This is a genomic window from Altererythrobacter chaiwopuensis (assembly GCF_054957735.1).
This window is the reverse complement of the sequence record NZ_JBTXJF010000001.1, coordinates 1530781-1547847: the sequence shown is the minus strand read 5'-3', so window position 1 is coordinate 1547847 and position 17067 is coordinate 1530781. Positions and strand designations below refer to the sequence as shown.

Annotated in this window: 18 protein-coding genes; 9 read left to right on the top strand and 9 right to left on the bottom strand. The window is 63.0% G+C overall.

Annotated elements, in window-relative coordinates:
- The first annotated feature begins 97 nt into the window (after positions 1 to 97).
- Positions 98 to 562: a hypothetical protein gene (locus ACX3VQ_RS07535; protein ID WP_462580731.1), complete on the top strand. Its 465-nt coding sequence runs from the start codon at positions 98 to 100 to the stop codon at positions 560 to 562.
- 22 nt (positions 563 to 584) lie between these two features.
- Complete coding sequence (locus ACX3VQ_RS07530) at positions 585 to 1775, top strand: NnrS family protein (RefSeq protein ID WP_462580254.1); 1191 nt, start codon at positions 585 to 587, stop codon at positions 1773 to 1775.
- A gap of 13 nt (positions 1776 to 1788) precedes the next feature.
- Here ACX3VQ_RS07530 and hisN read toward each other — a convergent pair whose 3' ends face one another.
- Positions 1789 to 2559 carry a histidinol-phosphatase gene (gene hisN / locus ACX3VQ_RS07525; protein ID WP_462580253.1) on the bottom strand — a complete coding sequence of 257 codons (771 nt, stop codon included), beginning with the start codon at positions 2557 to 2559 and terminating at the stop codon, positions 1789 to 1791.
- 293 nt (positions 2560 to 2852) lie between these two features.
- Here hisN and ACX3VQ_RS07520 point away from each other — a divergent pair, with 293 nt between their 5' ends.
- The gene (locus ACX3VQ_RS07520; RefSeq protein WP_462580252.1) at positions 2853 to 3815 is read left to right on the top strand and encodes a helix-turn-helix domain-containing protein; all 963 of its coding nucleotides are present in this window, start codon (positions 2853 to 2855) and stop codon (positions 3813 to 3815) included.
- Here the strand turns inward: ACX3VQ_RS07520 and ACX3VQ_RS07515 are convergent.
- The gene (locus ACX3VQ_RS07515) at positions 3812 to 4747 is read right to left on the bottom strand and encodes a ribose-phosphate pyrophosphokinase (protein ID WP_462570679.1); all 936 of its coding nucleotides are present in this window, start codon (positions 4745 to 4747) and stop codon (positions 3812 to 3814) included. The genes ACX3VQ_RS07520 and ACX3VQ_RS07515 overlap by 4 nt on opposite strands.
- Before the next feature lie 194 nt (positions 4748 to 4941).
- Between ACX3VQ_RS07515 and ACX3VQ_RS07510 the strand changes: the two genes are divergently transcribed.
- A complete protein-coding gene (locus tag ACX3VQ_RS07510; RefSeq protein WP_462580251.1) occupies positions 4942 to 5346 on the top strand; it encodes a hypothetical protein in 405 nt (134 codons plus the stop codon).
- Between the two features lie 60 nt (positions 5347 to 5406).
- Here ACX3VQ_RS07510 and glpX read toward each other — a convergent pair whose 3' ends face one another.
- On the bottom strand, positions 5407 to 6402 hold the full coding sequence (glpX, locus tag ACX3VQ_RS07505) for a class II fructose-bisphosphatase (RefSeq protein WP_462570682.1): 996 nt from the start codon (positions 6400 to 6402) through the stop codon (positions 5407 to 5409).
- A 55-nt stretch (positions 6403 to 6457) separates the two neighbouring features.
- On the opposite strand from glpX, the gene ACX3VQ_RS07500 reads away from it, so the two are divergent.
- Entirely contained in the window at positions 6458 to 7120 is a 663-nt protein-coding gene (locus tag ACX3VQ_RS07500) for a hypothetical protein (protein WP_462580250.1), read from the top strand.
- Here the strand turns inward: ACX3VQ_RS07500 and ACX3VQ_RS07495 are convergent.
- The 3 genes from ACX3VQ_RS07495 to ACX3VQ_RS07485 all read right to left on the bottom strand — a co-directional run bounded on the left by ACX3VQ_RS07495 (position 7080) and on the right by ACX3VQ_RS07485 (position 9739).
- Complete coding sequence (locus tag ACX3VQ_RS07495; RefSeq protein ID WP_462580249.1) at positions 7080 to 8405, bottom strand: homoserine dehydrogenase; 1326 nt, start codon at positions 8403 to 8405, stop codon at positions 7080 to 7082. The genes ACX3VQ_RS07500 and ACX3VQ_RS07495 overlap by 41 nt on opposite strands.
- Positions 8398 to 8817 carry an acyl-CoA thioesterase gene (locus tag ACX3VQ_RS07490; protein WP_462580247.1) on the bottom strand — a complete coding sequence of 140 codons (420 nt, stop codon included), beginning with the start codon at positions 8815 to 8817 and terminating at the stop codon, positions 8398 to 8400. The genes ACX3VQ_RS07495 and ACX3VQ_RS07490 overlap by 8 nt, the downstream gene beginning before the upstream one ends.
- An 82-nt stretch (positions 8818 to 8899) precedes the next feature.
- On the bottom strand, positions 8900 to 9739 hold the full coding sequence (locus tag ACX3VQ_RS07485; RefSeq protein ID WP_462580246.1) for a hypothetical protein: 840 nt from the start codon (positions 9737 to 9739) through the stop codon (positions 8900 to 8902).
- Between the two features lie 375 nt (positions 9740 to 10114).
- On the opposite strand from ACX3VQ_RS07485, the gene ACX3VQ_RS07480 reads away from it, so the two are divergent.
- The 4 genes from ACX3VQ_RS07480 to ACX3VQ_RS07465 all read left to right on the top strand — a co-directional run bounded on the left by ACX3VQ_RS07480 (position 10115) and on the right by ACX3VQ_RS07465 (position 12711).
- Complete coding sequence (locus ACX3VQ_RS07480) at positions 10115 to 10765, top strand: energy transducer TonB (RefSeq protein ID WP_462580244.1); 651 nt, start codon at positions 10115 to 10117, stop codon at positions 10763 to 10765.
- Positions 10766 to 10827: 62 nt separating this feature from the next.
- Positions 10828 to 11604 (top strand): MotA/TolQ/ExbB proton channel family protein, encoded by a 777-nt coding sequence (locus ACX3VQ_RS07475; protein ID WP_462570690.1) that lies wholly within the window; start codon positions 10828 to 10830, stop codon positions 11602 to 11604.
- 85 nt (positions 11605 to 11689) lie between these two features.
- Complete coding sequence (locus tag ACX3VQ_RS07470) at positions 11690 to 12220, top strand: ExbD/TolR family protein (protein ID WP_462580243.1); 531 nt, start codon at positions 11690 to 11692, stop codon at positions 12218 to 12220.
- 32 nt (positions 12221 to 12252) lie between these two features.
- The gene (locus tag ACX3VQ_RS07465; protein ID WP_462580242.1) at positions 12253 to 12711 is read left to right on the top strand and encodes an ExbD/TolR family protein; all 459 of its coding nucleotides are present in this window, start codon (positions 12253 to 12255) and stop codon (positions 12709 to 12711) included.
- Between the two features lie 59 nt (positions 12712 to 12770).
- Here ACX3VQ_RS07465 and ACX3VQ_RS07460 read toward each other — a convergent pair whose 3' ends face one another.
- The 3 genes from ACX3VQ_RS07460 to ACX3VQ_RS07450 all read right to left on the bottom strand — a co-directional run bounded on the left by ACX3VQ_RS07460 (position 12771) and on the right by ACX3VQ_RS07450 (position 17065).
- Positions 12771 to 15245, bottom strand: coding sequence for a ligase-associated DNA damage response DEXH box helicase (locus tag ACX3VQ_RS07460; protein WP_462580240.1), 2475 nt, complete (start codon positions 15243 to 15245; stop codon positions 12771 to 12773).
- A 53-nt stretch (positions 15246 to 15298) separates the two neighbouring features.
- The gene (gene pgmG, locus ACX3VQ_RS07455; protein ID WP_462580239.1) at positions 15299 to 16702 is read right to left on the bottom strand and encodes a phosphoglucomutase/phosphomannomutase PgmG; all 1404 of its coding nucleotides are present in this window, start codon (positions 16700 to 16702) and stop codon (positions 15299 to 15301) included.
- 63 nt (positions 16703 to 16765) lie between these two features.
- Entirely contained in the window at positions 16766 to 17065 is a 300-nt protein-coding gene (locus tag ACX3VQ_RS07450; protein ID WP_462580237.1) for a J domain-containing protein, read from the bottom strand.
- Between the last annotated feature and the right edge of the window lie 2 nt (positions 17066 to 17067).

Here is a 17067-nt window from a genome sequence, read left to right as displayed (position 1 = left end):
TTGATTCATGTTTTCTAAAACAGCGATAAATGGCGTTTACAATTGATCTTGGTCAAAGCATCTCTTTGCGTCTATCTCCATTCACAACGCCATGCTGATCGATCTGTTTACCCTCGCCCGTGTTGTTCACGTCACCGCCCTGGTGGGGTGGATCGGCGGCGTCTGGTTCGTCACCTTTGTCGTGATGCCGGCCATCGTGCGCAGCGAAGCGCCCGACCGTCGGCTAGAGGCATTCCACCGGATCGAGGCCGGCTTCGCGCCGCAGGCCAGGTTTTGGGTATTGCTGGCCGGAGCTTCCGGATTCTGGATGACCTGGCAGGCAGATTTATGGGGCCGCTTTGCCCAGGTGGACATGTGGTGGATGCACGCCATGCTTGGCCTGTGGCTGGTTTTCTTCATGATGCTGTTCGTTGCCGAGCCGCTGGTTCTGCACCGGCGGATGGCGCGCTCGCCTTCACCAGCGCGCGATTTTCAGCGCATGGTGTTGCTGCACCGGCTGTTGTCCGCGCTCGCACTTGTCACCGTTCTGGGCGCAATGGCGGGCGCCCATGGATTGATCTGATCAGGGCCAAGGCGATTTACCCATGACCATTCTTCTCGCCTCTCCGCATCGCATGCCCTTTCTCGCTGGAACTGCTGGCCTTTGCGGGCTGGCCCTGTGGTGGCTGGTGCAGCTGTATGCGCTACATGGCGGCGGGCCGGTACCGCCGCAAACCCAACTTCCGCCTGCCCTGCTGCATGGTCCGGCAATGATCTATGCGGGTTTTGCTCCCTTCATTTTTGGCTTTTTATTGACCGTGTTCCCGCGCTGGATGGGGCAGGGCGATCTGCTCCCCAAGCAGTTCGGCCCTGTGGGAATAGCACTGCTCGCCGGGGTTCTCACTACGCTGGCGGGCCTTTGGAGCGGATTCGATTGGCTCGCCTTGGCGGGCTTTTGCGTGCTCGCTGCGGGATGGGCTGTAGCCATAGCGGTGCTTGCCAGCGTGCTGCGCCGCAATGCCTTGGCGGCGCGCCCGCGCTGCTGGCATGCATGGTCCGCACTCGGCGCGCTTTGCTTCGGGATCGTAGGGATTGCGGCGGCGACCGGTTTTCTTGCTTCGGGCGATCCGGCATTGCTTGCGCTTGCCAATCGCATTGGCATCGGCGGGCTGCTGCTGCCGATTTTCCTGACTGTTGCCCACCGGATGGTGCCCTTTTTCGCAGGCAATGTGATCGCCGACTATGTGCGCTGGCGGCCAGACTGGCTGCTGGCTGCACTCTGGGGCCTGTTGCTCACTCGGCTTGCGGGAGAACTGCTGCCTTTTGCAGCATTGGCGGCGGCGGCCAATGCCGGGCTCGCGGCGGTAACAGGGCTGATGTGCTGGAAATGGTGGCCCACATCCAGGCCACCAGGCCTTCTGCTGGTGCTGGTGTGGGGCTTCGCATGGGCTCCGCTGGGGTTCGCCTTTGCCGCCATTGACGGCGCGCTCGGCCTGTATGGGCGCGGTGCTGACCACGCATTGATGATCGGCTTTGCCGCAAGCCTGCTGGTCGCCATGGTCACGCGGGTGACACAGGGGCATTCCGGGCGGCCGCTTGAAATGCCTGCTGTTGCCTGGATTGCGTTCGGCGCCTTTCAGGCGGCGGCGGCAAGCCGTATCGTCGCGGGCATCAAAGTCGAAAGCGGTAACTGGCTGATCGTGGCCATTTTCCTGTTCACCCTGGGCCTGCTCCCCTGGGCATTGCGCAATGGCGCAATCTACCTTTTACCCCGGCGCGACGGAAAGGATGGGTGACAGGGGATCAGCCCTACCCCATTGCCTCAAGCACATCTTCCAGCCGCGCCGGATCGCCCAAGGCAATCACGCGCCCGTCCGAACCTGCATCGAGCGGGTTGCCCTGCCAGTCGCTCATCAGCCCGCCGGCGCCCTCAACCACCGGCACCAGCGCGGCATAGTCATAGAGCTTGAGCCCGGCCTCGACCACCAAATCGACATGGCCCGAGGCGACCAGCGCATAATTGTAGCAATCGCCGCCATAGATTATCTTGCGCTCGGCTACCGATTTGGCGACCCCCATGAAGGCATCGACATCGCTGCCGGAAAACTGGTGCGGGGTGGTGGTGGCCAGCACCGCATCGGCAATATCCTTGCACGGCGCGCTGCGCACCGGCCTGCCGTTGAGCGTGGTCCCTTCGCCGAGCACCCCGATCCAACGTTCCCTCAGGATCGGCTGATCGATCACGCCCAGCACCGGCCAGCCATCCTGAAGCAGCGCGATCAGCGTGCCGAAGATCGGACGCCCGGCGATGAAGCTGGTGGTGCCGTCAATCGGATCGAGCACCCATTGCCGCCCGGCGCCCTCGTTGCGCAGCCCGTATTCCTCACCGATGATCCCGTCATCGGGGAAGGTGCGCTCGATAATCGCACGCATGGCCGCTTCTGCCGACCGGTCAGCCTCGGTCACGAAGGTCGCATCATCCTTGCATTCATGCGACCAGTCACCGCGGAACAAGGGGCGGATGGCATTTCCGGCCGCTTCGGCCAGCCGCTGCGCGCACTCGATATCCGCTGCATTCATCGCTTTGCCTCGCTTCGCCATATGTCAACCAAGTCGCAGTCGCACAAAGCCCCTTCGTGAAAGGGCCAGCGGGGCCTGTTACCGGATTGGCGCGCGAAGACAATCGGCTTGAAGTGAATCGGGGGTCGCCTCGCCGTTCGCACACACCGCCGCAGGCAACGGCAACCACTTGATCGCGCGAATTTACAGCGTCTCCTCCCGACCGGCGCGTGTCTCGGCAATGTTTCCCGGAACAATTCGACCGATCGCGACTTTTGTTGTATCATTCCGGGAATTTTTGGGGGTCGCGCTCAGTGGAATACAAAAGTGATGGCGAGCGCTGGCGTCAGACATCGGAGCCATTATCGGGCGTATCGCGCGGCGGCATGCCCCTGTCGATCAACCGTGCACCGGCCGATGACCTGCGGCCATGGGTCGGCAGGCTGGTAGCGGCCAAGATCGAGGCCGACCCGTCCTCGGTCATCCACTGCGGCATGTGCAACGATCTCACCTTCGCGCGGATCGTGCTGCGCGGCGACTGGACCGCGACCGATCGCGAAGGAACAAGCAGTTATCGCGACGAGGTGCTGCTGTTCGGGCCCCAATCTGGTTTTATGCCGCTCAGCTGTACGGGCTCTGTCATCGCTGTGGGAGTGGGGCTGCGGCCGGGTGCGCTCGGGCGGCTGACGGACCGAAACACCGAAAGCTTGATTGACCGGGTCGAGCGGAGCGATCCGCTGGGCCTGGTCGAACACGACCTGTTCAGCGAGTATCCGCCCGATGCCGAGCCCGAACAATGGCTGAACCAGCTCGAAACTGCCTTGCGACGGCGCATCGCCGCGCTCGATCCCGAACCGCCCAATCCGCTGACAAGCGCATTCGAACTGGCCGGATTTGCCGACCCCAACCTTTCGCTCGCAGGGTTTGCCAAGGCACATAACGTCAGCCTGCGCCAGCTGGAGCGGATCGTGAAACGCGATTTCGGGCTTACCCCCAAACAGGTGCTGCGCCGAGCCCGCGCGCTCGACTTCGCGGCACGGCTTTGCGGCGTAGCCGACGAAGCGGAGGCCGAGCAGCTGATGCTGCGCTATTTCGACCAGTCGCACCTGATCCGCGAGTTTGCGGCCTTCTTTGGCACCACGCCGAGCAATTTCTGCGCTGCGCCGCGCCCGCTGATGACGCTCAATGTCGAAATCCGCCAGGCCCGCCGGCTGGAGGAATTGCACCGGCTAGGTCCTGGGCAAACGCGCCCCTGGCTCAGCAGCGGCACGGACTAGTCGAACAGGCTGGAGACGCTGCTTTCATCGGCGATCCGGCGAACGGCCTCGCCGATCAGCGGGGCGATGGTGAGCACCCGGATCCGCTCTGATTTCTCGGTCGCCTCGGTCGGGCGGATGGTATCGGTGATGACCAGTTCCTTCAGCGCCGAACCGTCGACCCGCGCCACTGCGCCGCCCGACAGCACACCGTGGGTGATATAGGCCGCGACGCTGGTCGCCCCCTGATCGAGCAGCGCCTGCGCCGCATTGCACAGCGTGCCGCCCGAATCGACGATGTCATCGATCAGGATGCAGTGCCGCCCCTTTACATCGCCGATGATGTTCATCACTTCGCTTTCGCCCGGCCGGTCACGCCGCTTGTCGACGATGGCGAGCGGAGCATTGTCGAGCCGCTTGGCGAGCGCACGGGCACGCACCACGCCGCCGACATCGGGGCTGACCACCATCAGATCCTGATCACCATAACGCGCCTGGATATCGGCCGCCATCACCGGTGCGGCATAGAGATTGTCGGTCGGGATATCGAAGAAGCCCTGGATCTGGCCGGCATGGAGATCCACCGCCAGCACGCGGTCAGCCCCGGCGCGGGTGATGAGGTCCGCCACCAACTTGGCCGAGATCGGCGTGCGCGGGCCGGGCTTGCGGTCCTGCCGCGCATAGCCGAAATAGGGCACAACGGCGGTGATCCGCTTGGCCGAGGCGCGCTTGAGCGCATCGATGCAGATCAGCAATTCCATCAGATTGTCATTCGCCGGGAAGCTGGTCGGCTGAATCACGAACACGTCTTCGCCGCGCACATTCTCGTGGATTTCGACGAAGATTTCCTCGTCCGCGAAACGCCGCACGCTGGCATCGGTGAGCGGAATCTCGAGATAGGCGGCAACCGCGCGCGCTAGCGGAAGGTTCGAATTGCCGGACATGATCTTCATGAGTGCGAATCCCCGGGTGCAGCTGATGCCCCCCGCCTAGACGAGAGTCATGCAATTGCAACAGAGGAGGGGGTGTTCTCGCCAGCTAATGGGCAGACCCGACCTCGGCGAACTGCAGGAATTGGGTGGGGAGCGGTCATGGCGTCCATGTGGGGAATACGGTACACGGCGATCTTTGCTTTGGAGGCTTTCGCATGGAAGAAGACTACCGAGAGTTCCGCGAAAAATGGGAAAGGGGTACTCGCGACAGAGAGTGCGCCATCCAGCTGCTTTACCTAGCGTGGATGCATTGGGCCGACCCGCCTTTTGTAACGGGAATGTCGGACGACCCGGATGCATTGGAGTTATGGCATCAGATTTATCAATGGTTCGGAGGAGAAGGTTCCACGGACCCCGAGTTTCTGCACGTGGCAGGCATGATGGCTCACATTTTTCCTTGGGTACTTGGACCAGAGGATGAGTGGGCCGCAACCGCCAAGCGGCTGAAAAGCCGGTCATTTGAATTGCAGCCGAATGGATTTACTGCCGAGATGTTTGATGGGCGCGGAGACTATGGGCGCTATTTTGCTCACCAAGCCCGCTTCCGGGCATCCAACTAGCTTGCTTCCGCTATTGGGCCGCCAGCCGGTCGACAACATCAGGTAGATGCAATCAAACCATCACGCAATCCGGTGTTCGCCCCTGATCCAGCGAACGGTGCCGCTTGACGCGCGCATCACCACGCTGTGGGTCGTCATCTTGCCGCTGCGCAGCCGCTTGACCCCGTCGAGCAATGAGCCCGAAGTGACCCCGGTCGCGGCGAAGATGCAATCGCCCTTGGCGAGGTCCTCTAGCTTGTAGATGCGGTCAAAGTCGGTGATGCCGAGCTTGCGCGCGCGAGCCTTCTCGTCCTCGTTGCGGAACACCAGCCGCCCGTTGAACTGCCCGCCGACGCAGCGCAGCGCCGCTGCGGCCAGCACGCCCTCTGGCGCGCCGCCCTGGCCCATGTACATGTCGATCGTGGTATCTTCGTCCGTCACCGCGATCACGCCCGCAACATCGCCATCGCCGATCAGCACCACCCCGCAGCCGAGCGCGCGCAGTTCCGCGATCAGCTCTGCATGGCGCGGCCGGTCAAGCACGCAGACGATGATCTCGCCTGGTTCCACGCCCTTGGCCGCGGCCACCGCCTTGACATTTTCGGTCGGGCTCTTGGCCAGATCGATAATGCCTTCGGGATAGCCCGGCCCCACCGCGATCTTGTCCATATAGGTGTCAGGCGCGTTGAGCAGGTTGCCCTCTTCCGCCGCCGCCAGAACCGCCAGCGCATTGGGCCCGGCCTTGGCGGTGATGGTGGTGCCTTCGAGCGGGTCGAGCGCGATGTCGATCTTCGGCCCCCTGCCCGGCGCGCCGCCCACTTTCTCGCCGATATAGAGCATCGGCGCCTCGTCGCGTTCGCCTTCGCCGATCACCACCGTGCCGTCCATGTACAGGCTGTCGAAGGCCCGCCGCATGGCCTCTACCGCAGCGGCATCGGCGGCCTTTTCGTCGCCGCGCCCGATCAGATGCGACGCCGCGACCGCGGCGGCTTCGGTCACACGGACCATTTCAAGCACCAGCACACGGTCGAGCGCGTTGCCACTGGCCTGCTTCTTGGCGAGGATATCGCTGTTCATGATGAATTCAGTCCCTGAGGTGAGTGTGCCGTTCCCTAGCCATAAGGAAGCGCGCTTGTATAGCAATCACGCAATGCCGATCCTGTGCCATCGCGTGATTTCGGTTTTGGCGGGCGCAGCGCTGACGCTTGTGGCGCAGCCGATCTCCGCGCAGGAAAGCAGCGCTAGCCCTGCCAGCGAGCAACCGCCTGCGCCCCCGCAAAATGAAGTGATCGACATCCTTGTGCCGCCACCGGAAGGTGAAATCGACCCGCGCCGTATTGAGCAGTGCGAGCGCGAGCGGGAGGCTGCAACCATTTCGCGCGATATCGTGGTCTGCCGCGAGATCGTGGAAGATACGTCGCACCGCTACAGCGGCGATCGCGATGCCGCGCAGCGGCGCTATGCCGAGGAGACGGCCTTTGCGGGCGACCTGCAAACGCCCGATGTGGCAGGCCCCGGAATCTTTCGCGGGCCGGCCACGGTAGGCGGCCTGTGCATCCCCGGTCTGCAGAAATGCCCGCCGCCGCCCGCGCTGATGATCGACGTGACGGCGCTTCCCAAAGCGCCGCCCGGATCGGATGCAGACCGGATCGCACGCGGGATGGCCCCGCGCGGCAACGACCAGGGCGATCCGCCTTCGCAAGAGGAACTGCTTGGCCTCCCGCAACGCCAGCCAGGAGGGGGCGAAAGCGATCTCAGTCGGGAAGGATCGGCAGCACCAGAGGGGGCGCAGTAAGGCTGTCCGAACCTTCGAGCAGCGCCAATGCAGCCGTGATGCAGCGTTCCGGCCCTTCATGCGTCACCATCGCAACCAGCACTTCGCCGCCATCATCGCCGCGCCCCTTCTGGATCAGGCTTTCGATCGAGACATCGGCATCGCGCATCGCGGCGGTAATCTCTGCCAGCACGCCGGGGCGATCTGCCACGGTGAAGCGCAGATAGGTGCGCTCGGTACGTTCGCCCGGTTCCGCCGGCGGCATCGGCGCGAGATTGGCCACGGGAATCGAGAAGGGCGCGCCCACTTCGTCGCGCGCGATATCGATCAGGTCAGCCACCACCGCACTGGCAGTTGGGCCTTCGCCGGCTCCGGCGCCCTGGAACAGCAGGCGGCCGGAGAAATTGCCTTCCGCCACCACCGCATTGGTTGGCCCGTCGACGCTGGCAAGCGGATGCTGCTTGGGCACCAGGCAAGGGCGAACGCGCTGCAGCAGGCTGGGCGAACCATCCACGCCCGGCTCGACATCGGTCATCGCGATCAGGCGGATGACATAGCCCAGCGCATCGGCCTGAACGATATCGGCGGCCTTCACTCTTGTAATGCCGGTGGTGCGCACGGCATCGAAATCGAGCCGCGCGCCGAAACCGATCGCGGCGAGGATCGCCAGCTTGTGCGCCGCGTCGATTCCTTCGATGTCGAAGGTGGGATCGGCTTCGGCATAGCCCAACCGCTGCGCCTCGCTCAGTACCTCGGCAAAATCCGCCCCGGTGTCTTCCATCTTCGAGAGGATGTAATTGCAGGTGCCGTTGAGGATGCCATAGATGCTGGTCAGCTGGTTGGCCGATGTGCCTTCGCGCAGCCCCTTCACCACCGGGATGCCGCCCGCCACCGCCGCTTCGAATTTGAGCGCGGTATCGCGCGCTTCGGCAAGCTTGGCGAGATCGAGCCCGTGGTGCGCGATCATCGCCTTGTTGGCGGTGACCACCGGCTTGCCATTGGTGAGCGCTGCCTGCGCCAGCGCCAGTGCGGGCCCCTCTGATCCGCCGATCAGCTCGACAATTACGTCAACATCATCACGCCGCGCCAGCGCCACCGGATCATCTTCCCAGGCAAAAGGCGTCAGATCGACCCCGCGATCGCGATGGCGGTCACGTGCGCTGACCGCGATCACCTGCAATGGGCGGCCTGCGCGCGCCGTCAGCAGATCGCGATTGGTATCGAGCAGCCGGATCACGCCCACCCCGACCGTTCCCAGCCCGGCCAGGCCGATACGCAAGGTTTCAGTTTGCTGGGGCTCAACCATCGATTTTCTTCCCGGCCGCAAAGCCATAGGCGGCGCGCACACTGTCTTCGATACGCTGCGGCTGACCAGTCGCCAGATCGACCCTTACCTGCACCAGGCGGATATCGGCACGATGGCTACCATCTTCGGCGCCGTGCAGTGCGACCAGCATGGTCATGCTGGAATTGCCGATCTTCTCGACTGTTAGGCGACCTTCGATCAGCTCGTCATTGCGGATCGGCACGAGGTAATCGACCTCGGCCCGGCGAACGTGGAATTCGAGATCGTCGGGCATGCCGCAGGCGCGGTGTTCACGAAAGAATTCGGTCACCAGCACGTCAGCATATTCAAGATAGCGCGAATTGAAGACGACCGATTGCGGGTCGACTTCGGCATAGCGCACGCGGAATGTATGGCGGAATGGATATTGCATCGCCGCGCCCCCTAGCGCGGGCAGGGGCCTCAAGGGAAACACTTTGTCTTGGGATCGCGCTAGCTGGGCTTGCCCGGGGCAGCTAGCCTGTGGTCAGCGTGCGGCCGCACGGCCCCAGCGCACCCATTACGAGGGCATAGTCGCGCGCCGCCTGCGCTTTGGCTGCTCCGTCTTGCGACAGGTTGGTGTCGGCGGGCAGCCTCGGCGGCAGGGTGCAGGCGAGCCGGTACCATTCGATCGATTCGGGCGCTGGCGGGCGCGCCGACTGGTCGATGATCTCGCCCCAGGATACGCCCCATGTGGGCGGGCGACCCGGACGACGCAGCACAGTGATCGACACCGGCGAGCCGCTTTCGGTGGCAAGGAAAATCTGCGTTTCCGATTCACCTGCCAGATTGCCCGGCACCGACAGCGCGTCGCTTATCCCGGTCACCACCGGCGGCGAATCGGGGGCCGCGAGCGCAGCCAGTACCGGCCTGAGGCGAGCCTCGAACGCGGGCGTATAGATGAACTGGGCCGATTCGCCCGTCAATTGCAGCTCTCCCGGTCGCCCGGGCACAGTGCGCGCGAAGAGCAGCACTTCCAGCTTCTTGAGCTTGGGCACCTTGCCGCGAGAGTCGAGCGGCACGTCAACGAGATAGCGCAGTTGTTCTCCCACGCCGCTCGCTCCGGAAATCAGGCTGATCGTTTCCGCCTCTATAAAGAGCCGGGCGAATCCCGGCGCGACTCCCGCTGCGCGCTCGGGCTCGAGTTCGATCTGGCGCCTTATCTGCGCCCGTACGACCAGTTCCGCCTGATCTGCCAGGGTTACAATGTCAGCATAGCTTGCCTGCGGGGCAGCCGCCGCTGGCCCTGTCTGAGCCAGCGCCGGAACGCAAGTTGGCGCGCATAGCAAAGCGATAATTAAGTGATTGAATTTCATGTATTTAATTTTCGCTCTCGATCCAGGTGAAGGTGAACTTGAAAATGTTGCCTGGCGGGCTATCAAGGCAACATTATAAGTCGCCTGATAACAGACAATCATCCCTGAATCGCCTATTAACCGATAAAGCGTTTGCCTGAACTTGGCTTGGCCGTTAAAGCGCGAAGCGAAAGCCAGGTTAAGTTGGGGATTTGCTGAACCAGGTTTTAATTGCGGGTTTGGCGGATGCCTGCCTGCGATGCCTCTGGGTAGACGGCGCACCGTTACCCGGTCAGGGAAGAAAGTTGGAGTTTGAGGCTCCGCAAACCGTCAAGTTTGCGGTTGTCTGGTTGTCGGGCCCCGGCCCTGCGAAATAAATGGAGAGAAAGCGACTGGATGGCTTACGCTGACCAACAAACAAGCGGCAATCGCATTGTCGCCATCGTCCTGGTGGCGATAATCCATGTGTTAGTTGGCTACCTGTTTATCAGTGGCCTGGCGATCGAAGCGGTGAAGAAAGTTGCCGAACGTGTGACCACGATCGACATCGAAGAACCGCCGCCTGAGGAACCGGAGGACGAACCACCGCCGCCGGAACCTCAGGAAATGGCACCGCCGCCTCCCGTGGCACCGCCGCCGCCGATCAACATTGCCGTGGCACCGCCGCCGATTCAGACCCGGCCGACGATCCCGCCGCCGGCACCGCCTGCGCTGATCGTTCCGCCGCCGGCACCGCCCGCACCGCCATCCCAGGCACGCGGCGCGACGACCCGCGACGAGCGCCGCTGGGCTGCCCGCATCCAGGAAAACTATCCCTCCCGCGCCCTGCGTGAGGAAATCCAGGGGACGGTTGGTGTTCGCGTCACCGTGACGGCAGATGGCCGCGTTGGTCAATGCCAGGTTACCGCATCGAGTGGTTCCAGCATTCTCGACGAAGCGGCCTGCGTTGGGATGCAGCGCTATGCGCGCTTCAACCCTGCACTGGATGCCGCCGGCAACCCGACTACTGGCGGTTACAGCACCCGTATTACTTATCGACTGAATTAGGCCGCGGCGCATACCACCCCGCCCGGGGCCCTTTGGGGACATTTTTAAGAGGACTTTTCGCAATGACTTTCGAACTTCTTGCTACTGCGGCCGATGTGGCTCCGAACAAGTTTGGCTTCATTGAAGCCATGGAACAGGGCGGCCCTGTCGCCTGGTTTATCCTTGCCGTCATGGTGATCATGAGCGTTGGATCGTTCTATATCCTGATCACCAAGTTGTTTGAGCAAAACAAGATCAACAAGCAGTTCCGCCGCGACGTGGTGGGCAAGTTCTGGCAGGCCAGCACGCTGCAGGAAGGCGCAACCAAGCTTGAAAAGAACAGCGCATGGCGCCAGGTCATCGACGATGCCCTCAAGGCAGAGGACGAGCATGGCAAGATGACCGACAAGCTCGAAGGGCATGACTGGATGCACGGCTCGCTGCAGCGTTCGCAGGATGCGATCAACGCCAAGCTGGCCGGTGGCCTTCCCTTCCTCGCCACCGTCGGCGCGACCGCACCTTTCGTCGGCCTGCTCGGCACCGTGATCGGGATCTACCGCGCGCTCATCAACATCGGCATTGCCGGCTCGGCATCGATCGACAAGGTGGCCGGCCCGGTTGGTGAAGCGCTGATCATGACCGCGATCGGTCTGTTCGTGGCTGTGCCTGCGGTGTTCGCCTACAACTGGCTGCAGAGCCGCAACCGCCGGATCGCGGAGAACCTTTCGGCTTTCTCGACCGATATCCTGGCCAATCTGAACTCGGGCGGCGCAGTTCGGCCGGCAACCAAGGCGCCCGCACGGGCACCTGCCAAGCCGGCAACCACCGCTGGTGGCGTGCAGACGGCTCCAAAGGCCTGATCGCCTGATCGATGAACGGGGGCGGCCAAATGGCAGCCCCCGCCATCAACACCCCTTGGCGAAAAATTACGGATAGGATGTAGCAATGGCGATTTCGACGGGAGGCGGGGCTGATACCCCCATGTCGGACATCAACACCACGCCGCTTGTGGACGTGATGCTGGTGCTTCTGATCATCTTCCTCATCGCGGTTCCGGTGGCGATCCAGACGATCGAGAAGCTTGAATTACCGGTGATGACCACGGTGGAATCGAAAGACAAGGTGGAAAACCTGCTGCTTACCGTCAGCACCACCGATGCAGCGGGCCGCAGTGCCGGCGAACCCGGCTTCGAAGGCGCAGCGCGAAACGGCGAATGCCGGGTCTACTTCAACAACATCACCCCGGTGAGTTCAGAAGATCTCTACGACCAGGCGTTTCGCCGCCTCGAGATTATTGTTGAGCGCGCTGGTGGCCCCGAAGCCCTGATGGCCGATCCCGAACAGATCCCGCAGGTCCATATTCGCGGCGACGTGAATGCGCCGTGGCGCTGCGTGGCTGGCGCGATCTACAACGTTCAGGCCGCCGGCTATCCAACGGTGGGCTTTATTTCGAACCCCGTCGAACCCGGCATCTGACCGACCCGATAGAGACACAGGAGTACTGATCCATGGCAATGTCAGGCGGCAAAGACGATGGCTCGCCGATGATGGAAATGAACATGACGCCGCTGATCGACGTTCTGCTCGTTTTGCTGATCATGTTCATCATCACCATCCCGGTTGCAACACACTCGGTCGATATCGATCTGCCGCAACCGGACCCAAACAACGTGCCCCCACCGATCGATCCGATCAAGAACAAGCTTGTTCTGACCCAGAACAACGAGATTCTCTGGAACGCCGAGCCGATCACGCTGGGAACGCTTGTTGGCCAACTTGAGGGTACGCTGGCAATGCAGCCCGAACCCGAACTTCAGTTCGAGCCGGAAGCGCTGGCCAGCTATGAACTCTCAGTCAATGTGTTGCGGGTGATCAAACAGTCTGGCGTGACCAAGTTCGGTTTCGTCGGCAACGAGAAGTATCGGACCTTTGGCACCGGTGGCCCCGGCGCTGGCGGGCAAGATTAAGGCCCAAATCCGCATATGAATTCGAAGAAGGGGCGGAGCGATCCGCCCCTTTTTTGTGTCTAGCCAGCCTCTCCATCCCGCTCGTCCGCCCGCATCGCTTCGCTCGCCAGCGTCTCCGCCTCGATCAGCAATTCATCGTCCACCGCACCCTGCGGCACTGCCTCGCGCCCGATCATGGTCATCACCGGCACAGCCAAAGGGCTGACCCGGTCAAGCTGGACATGCACCAGCTCGCGCTGCGACCGCTCAAGCAAATCGCCCAATCTTCCGACATCGGTCATCCGCGCGCGGGCATCCGCCCAGGCCGCCTCAAGCAGCACATGATCAGGCTCGTATTTGCGTAGCACGTCATAGATCAGATCGGTCGAAAAGGTGACCTGCTTGCCGCTCTTGCGCTTTCCGGGATGCTGGCGTTCTACCAGCCCGCTGATCACCGCCACTTCGCGGAATGACCTCCGCAGCAGGTGCGATTCCTGCACCCATTGGACGAACTCATGCTCAAGGATATCGGGCGACAGCAAGGGCGCGGGATCGCGCACCGGTTTCAGCCCCCACACCGCCAGCGAATAATCATTGGCGACGAAACCGCCCGGTTGTAGCCCGCGCTGCTCCATCCGGCGGGTGATCAGCATGCCCAGGCTCTGGTTGGCGTTCCAGCCTTCGAAAGTGTAATAAACGCTGTAATGCTTGCGCTGGTGCGAGAAGCTTTCGACCAGCAGCATGCCCGGCCCTGGCATCTGGCTGCGCCAGTCCTGCATCTCCAGCCATTCGCGCACATCATCCGGAAAGCGTGCCCAGCCCGCGCGATCGACCAGCATTGCCCGCACCCGCTCCGACAGGTGCGTGGTCAGCGGCATGCGCGCGCCGCCATAGCTCGGGATGGTGGCGCTCTTCTTCGCCGCCCGCACCACCACGTCCATATCCTTGATCTGCTCGACCTCAAGGCTCAGCCCGGCAAAAAAGAAAGTATCGCCGGGTGAAAGCGTCGCCGCAAAGCGCTCCTCCACCCGCCCCAGATTGCGGCCCCCTTTCCCACCACCTCCCCGGAACCGCACGCTCAGCATCTCGCTGTCCACGATGATGCCTGCATTCATGCGGTGGCGCTGGGCATGTTCGGGATGGGTGAGGCGCCAGGTGCCGCCCCTGTCCCGCACGATCCGCTTGAACTTGTCATAGGCGCGCAGGGCATAGCCGCCATTTTCAACGAAGCCGAGCACGCGCCGCCAAACCTCCGGCGTCACCCAGCCATAGGTCAGCGTCGAGCGCACTTCGGCCAGCAGCTCATCCTCCTGGAACGGCCCAGCGCAGGCGCAGGCCATCACATGCTGCGCCAGCACGTCGAGCCCGCCGGGGCGGAACTCCTCGCCGTCACGCTGCCCCTCATCCACCGCATCCTTGGCCGCAGTTGCCTCAAGGAATTCGAAACGGTTGCCCGGCACCAGGATCGCGCGGCTGGCTTGATCGAGCCGGTGATTGGCACGGCCGATGCGCTGGAGCAGGCGCGAACTGCCCTTGGGCGCCCCCATCTGCACCACACAGTCGATATCGCCCCAGTCGACGCCCAGATCCAAGCTGGCGGTGCACACCAGCGCGCGCAGTTCACCTCGTGCCATGGCATTCTCGACCTTGCGGCGCGCCTCAACCGCCAGCGAGCCATGATGGATGCCGATCGGCAGATTGTCCTCGTTCACATCCCACAGCAGTTGAAAGATGAACTCTGCCAGGAAGCGCGTGTTGGTGAAGACCAGCGTGGTCCTGTTGCGCCTGATCTCGCCATAAAGCTGCGGGATAGCCCAGCGCCCGGCGTGCCCGCCCCAAGGCACGATTTCATCGCGGGGAAGCAGTATCTCGACCTTGGGTGGGGCGCCTTGCTCGCCCTCGACCAGCGTAACCGAATCCACATCGCCCCGCGGGGCCAGCCAGGCGCGAAACCCTTGCGGATCGGCAACCGTTGCAGAAAGCGCCGCGCGCTGCATATCAGGCGCAATCGCTTGCAAGCGGCTGAGCGCCAGCGCCAGCAGATCGCCGCGTTTGCCGGTGGCGAAGGCGTGAACCTCGTCCACCACCACGCGCTTGAGGCCGCGAAACATTTCGAAACTGTCGGGATAGGACAGCAGCAGCGACAGGCTTTCGGGCGTAGTCAACAGCACATGCGGCGGGCGGGCGCGCTGGCGCTTCTTGCGGTCTGCCGGGGTGTCGCCGCTGCGGGTTTCGATCCGGACCGGCAGGGCGATCTCCTCGACCGGGGCCAGCAAATTGCGCTGCACGTCATGCGCAAGCGCCTTTAGCGGCGAGACATAGAGCGTGTGCAGCCCCTCAGGCGGCTGCGCTTTGCCCAGACGTGACGGCGCGAAATCGGCCAGCGTCGGCAGGAAACCCGCCAGCGTTTTGCCCGCGCCGGTATCGGCCACCAGCAGCGCGTGCCTGCCGCTATCCGCCGCCTGCAGCATTTCCGCCTGGTGGCGCCGCACACGCCAATTGCGCCCGGCAAACCAGGCGCTGATCTCCTGCGGGATTTCCGATTGACCGTTCACTTCCCACAGCTGAGCAAATCGTGCGGCATGTGGAAAGCGATAATGCTCGCTGACTAATGCCCCACGCTTGCACCGCGCTTTAGGCCGCTCAACGCCAACTGCTCGTCGATCTGCGCCAGCAGGCGATCGAGACCCTCCTGCGTATCGCTTTCCGCGCGGGCGACCAGCACATCCTGCGTGTTCGAGGCGCGCAGCAGCCACCACCCGTCATCAGTGGTGACGCGCACGCCATCGGTGGAGTCGGCCACGGCATCGCTCTTGGCGATGCGCTCGGCGATCTCGCCGATCGCGGCGAACTTGCGGGCTTCGTCAACCTGGAAGCGCATTTCCGGCGTGTTGAGCATGGCGGGCATGGCGCTGCGCAGTTCGGTCACCGATTTGCCCAGCCTTGCCGAGGCCGCGATCAGCCGCACCCCGGCATAAAGCGCGTCGTCGAAGCCGTAATAGCTGTCGGCAAAGAATACGTGCCCACTCATCTCGCCTGCCAAGGGAGAGGAAACTTCCTTCATCTTGGACTTGATCAGCGAATGGCCGGTCTTCCACATCAGCGGCTTGCCGCCGCATGCGGCGACATGATCGAACAGCGCGCGGCTGGCCTTCACATCGGCGATAACCGTCGCCCCGGGGTGGTCCCTGAGCACATCCTCGGCGTAGATCATCAGCAGCTGGTCACCCCAGATCACGCGGCCCTGGCCATCGATCGCGCCGATCCGGTCGCCATCGCCATCGAAAGCCACTCCGAAATCGAGCTGCTTGTCCGCGACCAGCGCCTTGAGGTCCGCCAGATTGGCCTCGACCGTGGGATCGGGATGATGATTGGGGAAATTGCCATCCACTTCGGTGTAAAGCAGATGATGGGTGCCCGGCAGGCGCGCAGCAAGTTTCTCGAGCGCCGGGCCGGCAGCACCATTGCCCGCATCCCAGCCGACCTTGAGCCCGGCGAGCGCCGCGGGGTCTATCCCGTCCAGCCCCTCAAGCAGCCGCCCGACATACTCTTCGAGGATGTCCTCGCTCTCAGTGGCCCCGGCGCCGCTGGTCCAAGCGCCCTGCGCCGAAACCTCGCCCAGCCGCTGGATATCCGCACCGAAAAACGGGCGCCCCTGGAACACCATCTTGAAGCCATTGTAATTGGAGGGATTATGGCTGCCGGTTATCTGGATGCCGCCGTCCACATCCTCAGTTGATGCCTCGGCGTAATAGAGCATCGGGGTTGGCCCCATGCCAATCCGCACCACGTCGCAGCCGCTCGCGGTCAACCCTTCGACCAGCGCGTGTTCGAGAATGGGTGAGCTGATCCGCCCGTCATAGCCAACCGCGACCCTGCTGCCGCCCGCCTCGCGCAGCATGGTACCAAAGCTGCGGCCGATGGCGCGGGCATCATCTGGCCCAAGCGTTTCACCAATGATCCCGCGAATGTCATATTCGCGCAGCACGGTGGGATGGAATGTGTGATTCATGAAATAAAGCCTGGTTCAATAATGGGGGCCTGACGCAAGCTTAGCCCATACACGGTGCATGCGTCATCCTTGCGGCGGAATCTCTGGCGGCAGTTCATCGAGCAGGAGATCGCGCGCGGCATTGGCTTCGTGCACCTGTTCGTTGGTGCCGCCGCGATCGGGATGGACCATCGCCACAAGACGTTTGTGCGCCTCTACAATCTGCCTGCGGTCGGCCTGTGGCGCCACTCCCAGCAGCTTGCGCGCCCTGTCCAGCGCGCGCTGGCGGGTGGATTGCCCACGCAGATATTCCCACGGCCAGCGCCCGAAAATCAGCTTGCAGGCAAAGCAGGCGATTGCTGCAATGATGAGCAGGCGGATCATGG